Source organism: Citricoccus sp., assembly GCF_032154715.1.
Classification (GTDB): Bacteria; Actinomycetota; Actinomycetes; order Actinomycetales; family Micrococcaceae; genus Citricoccus.
The window spans coordinates 1-2,961 of record NZ_JALDXU010000162.1; the positions used below are offsets into that span (position 1 = coordinate 1).

General features: G+C 71.1%; 6 protein-coding genes. 1 reads left to right on the forward strand and 5 read right to left on the reverse strand.

Going from position 1 to position 2,961, the window contains the following annotated elements; all coding sequences use genetic code 11:
- Positions 1-179: YdeI/OmpD-associated family protein (locus tag RUH65_RS15575; RefSeq protein WP_313818563.1), on the forward strand; the 179-nt coding region annotated here is incomplete at its 5' end.
- A 21-nt stretch (positions 180-200) separates the two neighbouring features.
- On the opposite strand, the gene RUH65_RS15580 is transcribed toward RUH65_RS15575, so the two are convergent.
- The 5 genes from RUH65_RS15580 to RUH65_RS15600 all read right to left on the reverse strand — a co-directional run.
- Positions 201-833, reverse strand: a complete 633-nt coding sequence (locus RUH65_RS15580; RefSeq protein ID WP_313818558.1) for a hypothetical protein — start codon at positions 831-833, stop codon at positions 201-203.
- Positions 834-913: 80 nt separating this feature from the next.
- The gene (locus tag RUH65_RS15585) at positions 914-1,399 is read right to left on the reverse strand and encodes a glutathione peroxidase (protein WP_313818559.1); all 486 of its coding nucleotides are present in this window, start codon (positions 1,397-1,399) and stop codon (positions 914-916) included.
- Positions 1,399-1,821 (reverse strand): organic hydroperoxide resistance protein, encoded by a 423-nt coding sequence (locus RUH65_RS15590; protein WP_313818560.1) that lies wholly within the window; start codon positions 1,819-1,821, stop codon positions 1,399-1,401. Before RUH65_RS15590 ends, RUH65_RS15585 begins: the two co-directional genes overlap by 1 nt.
- Positions 1,822-1,929: 108 nt before the next feature.
- The gene (locus tag RUH65_RS15595; RefSeq protein WP_313818561.1) at positions 1,930-2,370 is read right to left on the reverse strand and encodes a MarR family transcriptional regulator; all 441 of its coding nucleotides are present in this window, start codon (positions 2,368-2,370) and stop codon (positions 1,930-1,932) included.
- A 21-nt stretch (positions 2,371-2,391) separates the two neighbouring features.
- On the reverse strand, positions 2,392-2,961 hold a 570-nt coding region (locus tag RUH65_RS15600), incomplete at its 5' end, for a helix-turn-helix transcriptional regulator (RefSeq protein ID WP_313818562.1).

Genomic DNA, 2,961 nt, shown 5'->3' on the forward strand with positions numbered 1-2,961 from the left:
TGGCTGCCGCGCTCGCCGCGTCACCGGCGGCGGCCGCCGCCTTCGCCGCCCTCAATGGCCAGAACCGCTACGCCGTCCTGCACCGGGTCCTCACCGCACCGAGCCCGGGGAGCCGGACCAATCGGCTGGCCAAGCTGGTCGGCATGCTGGAGCACGGCGAGACGCCGTACCCGCAGTAGACGGCGTCCAGGGCCCGTGCATCAGCGGGGCAGGCGCACGGTGCTCGTCAGGGTCGTCAGGCTGGGTTGGCGAGGGGTGGAGCTGAAGCCGAACTCGGCCGGTGGATTCAACTCCGTCAGCGCGCCCAAATCCTGCCCCGACCAGGAGGCGGTGGAGGCGGTGATCCGGTGCAGGTCGCGTGCGGCGTACCACTCGAGGCGACCATTGCCGGCGCTGCCCAAGGTCCGCACCCCGGGCAGGGTCCAGCGGGCCACCCGATCGGTGATCCGGGCCAGGGTCAGGCTCCGGCCGACTGGCCCGGGAACGGTGCGCAAGAGATGGCCCAGCGGCGTCCGAGGGCCCACCTCGAAGGTCCACGCCAAGGGGCCGGCGGTGACGTGCCAGCGGGAGCCGGCGGCAGCGCCGGCGTCGGACACCTGGACCTGGACGGGCACGTCCAGCACCTCGTCGAAGGTGTAGGTGGCGGCCACGAACTCGGCCACCCAGGCGTCCGGGGCGAGCAGCACGCGGTGGCCGTCCGGGCGCTGGAGCATCACGTCCGCGAACGGCCCGTGCGGAGACGTCCCCCAGCGTCCGAGCACCAGCCGGGTCCCGCCCGAGGTGCCGACCCCGGCGATGTGGCCGGTGAAACGCAACCGCGCCTGCCCGTTCATGGGAGTCCTCTCATGGTCCGCTCTCGGTGGCGCTGCACGCGCCTCTGGACGCCCACCGTCTCACCCGATCACTGCCTGACTCACTGCTCGGCGAGTGCCGTCTCGATCGCGCCGCGCATCTTGTCCGGGGCGGTGGTCGGTGCGAAGCGCTCGAGGACGGTTCCGTCCCGGCCGATCAGGAACTTGGTGAAGTTCCACTTGACCGCGCTGCCGAGCAGCCCCGAGGTCTCCTGCCGCATCCAGGCGAACAGCGGGTGCGCGCCGGAGCCGTTGACCTCAACCTTGGCGAACATCGGGAAGTCGACGCCGTAGTTCAGCTGGCAGAACTCGCTGGCCTCCGCGTCCGTACCCGGCTCCTGGTGGGCAAACTGGTTGCAGGGGAAGCCGAGCACCACCAGGCCTTGGTCCCGGTAGTCGGTGTAGAGCTCCTGCAGGCCCTCGAATTGCGGGGTTAGGCCGCACTGGCTGGCCGTGTTGACCACGAGCACCACCTGGCCCTGGTAATCGGCCAACGAGCGGTCCTCCCCGGTGGCCGTGCGCGCGGTGAAGTCGGAGAGCGCGGGCATCAGTCCTGCACCACGTTCACGGTGACGTCGATGTTCCCACGGGTGGCATTGGAGTAGGGGCAGACCTGGTGGGCCTGGTCCGCGAGCTTCTGGGCCTCGTGCTCGGGCAGGGCGGGGATCACCACCTCCAGGGTGACCTCGAGGCCGAAGCCGCCGGCATCATTCGGGCCGATCCCCACCCGGGCGCCCACGCTGGACTCGCCGAGGTCCTTCTTCGCCTGGCGGGCCACCAGCTGCAGCGCGGAGTGGAAACATGCGGCGTAGCCGGCGGCGAAGAGCTGCTCCGGGTTGGCGCCGTTGCCGGTGCCGCCCATCTCCTGCGGGGTGGCCAGGTCCAGGCTGATGGACCCGTCCGCGGTCTGCGTGCGGCCGTCGCGGCCGCCGCCGGTGGCCAGGGCTTCTGCGGTGTACACGGTCTTCATGGGTTCTCCTGGGGTCGGGGGTGAGATCGGGTCGGGTTGTGGATGTGGGTTCAGATCAAGGTCGGCGCCGGGGGGATCCGGCCGCGCGGTGCAGGCCGAGGCAGAATCTCAGAGGTCCGAGCCGGCGAATCGGCGGGAGAGGTCTCGGAGGCTCATCAGGTCCTCCGGGGGCAGACTGACGGCGTCCAGAAGGCAGCGCTGCACCTCGGAAGCGCGCGAGCGGAGGGCCTCACCCGCGGCGGTCAGGTGCACAGTGACCCGGCGTGCATCCGTTGACCGGCGCTCGCGGGTGATGAAGCCGTGTTCGTCCAGGCGCCGCAACAGGGGGGACAGCGTGCCACTGTCCAGGTGCAACCGGTCGCCGAGTGCGGAGACGGTCTGCCCGTCCTGCTCCCAGAGCACCAGCAGCACGAGGTACTGCGGGTAGGTCAGGCCCAGATCATCCAGCAGCGGGCGGTAGGCCTGCTGGGCCGCCCGGGCCGCCGAGTACAGGGCGAAGCACACCTGGTCCTCGAGGCGGCCTGCCGATCCCGTGGGTGTGAAGCTCATGTGGAAAGCATTGCGCACAATTCAATTGTGCGCAATAGGCTGGGTGTCGTCTCCGGGACCGGTCCCGGCCAGCGCGGGAACCAGCAGGGTCAGGGCGGCCGGCCGCAGGGCCTCCCGCAGGTCCATGCGGCTGGTCATCCCGAGCTTCGCGAGGCATGTGGTCACGTGGTACTCCACCGTGGGCACACTGAGGAACAGGTCGGTGGCGATCTCGCGATCGTCCTTGCCCTCGGCGACTTCGACGGCGATCTGCCGTTCGCGAGAGGACAGTTCGGCCATCAACCGGAACGCGGCCTCTGCCGGGACCGAGACCGGCTCGGGGGAGCGGTCCGCCCCGTAGGGTGTCGCCCGGCCAGCCGCCGAGGCGTGCTCCCCTCTCAGGGGGCGGCGTCCCTCGTTCGCTCCGGTGTCCACCTCGGCCGGCCCGGGGGTGTGGCCCTCCTCTCGCTCCCGGAGGGCGATGGCCAGTTCCTCCGCATCGCCATGGAGGGGCATCGCCCCGCACCGTAGGAAGAAGTCGGCGGCCTGACGGGCCCACCGGCCGGCGTCGCCCCCGCCGCGCTGCGGCACGCGGACAACGTGACCAGGTCG